Source organism: Idiomarina sp. UBA4206 (assembly GCF_002383015.1).
In the GTDB taxonomy this organism is placed as follows: domain Bacteria; phylum Pseudomonadota; class Gammaproteobacteria; order Enterobacterales; family Alteromonadaceae; genus Idiomarina; species Idiomarina abyssalis.
The window spans coordinates 62,353-63,143 of the sequence record NZ_DFTS01000039.1; the positions used below are offsets into that span (position 1 = coordinate 62,353).

Here is a 791-nt window from a genome sequence, read left to right on the forward strand (position 1 = left end):
CGCCATTGGTAAACAAAGTGGCGATATCAACCAGGGTGTTGATCGCGCTCATCCCGAAGAGCAGGGCGCTGGTGATCAGGGCCTCATGTTCGGCTATGCTTCTAATGAAACCTCTGTTTTAATGCCTGCGCCAATTACTTATGCGCACCGCGTTATGCAGCGTCAGTCGGAAGTGCGTAACAATGGCACCCTGGACTGGCTACGTCCTGACGCCAAAAGCCAGTTAACCTTCGTTTACGAGAACGGTAAGCCGGTCGCTATTGATACCGTGGTTCTGTCAACTCAACACAGAGAAGATATTACTCAGGAAACGCTGCGCGAAGCGGTTATGGAAGAAATCATTAAACCGGTATTGCCGGAGCAGTGGATTTCCAAAGATACGCAATTCCATATTAACCCAACCGGACGTTTCGTTGTTGGTGGGCCTATGGGCGACTGCGGTTTGACGGGTCGTAAGATCATCGTCGACACCTATGGCGGTATGGCGCGTCACGGTGGCGGTGCTTTCTCAGGTAAAGACCCGTCAAAAGTTGACCGTAGTGCGGCTTATGCGGCGCGTTATGTTGCTAAGAACCTGGTTGCAGCCGGTTTAGCAGAGCGTTGCGAACTGCAAATTTCTTACGCTATTGGTGTTGCTGAACCAACCTCTATTAGCATTGATACCTTCGGAACGTCTAAGCACTCAGAAGAGCAGTTAATTGCGCTGGTGCGCCGTCATTTTGACTTACGTCCTTACGGATTAATCAAAATGCTTGACCTGGAGCGCCCAATTTATAAGCAGACAGCGGCTA

Annotated in this window: 1 protein-coding gene; it reads left to right on the forward strand. The window is 50.4% G+C overall.

Annotation, left to right across the window (positions count from 1 at the left end; genetic code table 11):
• Positions 1 to 791 (forward strand): methionine adenosyltransferase (gene metK, locus B3180_RS08375; protein ID WP_286843983.1); only part of this gene is annotated, 791 nt, incomplete at both ends.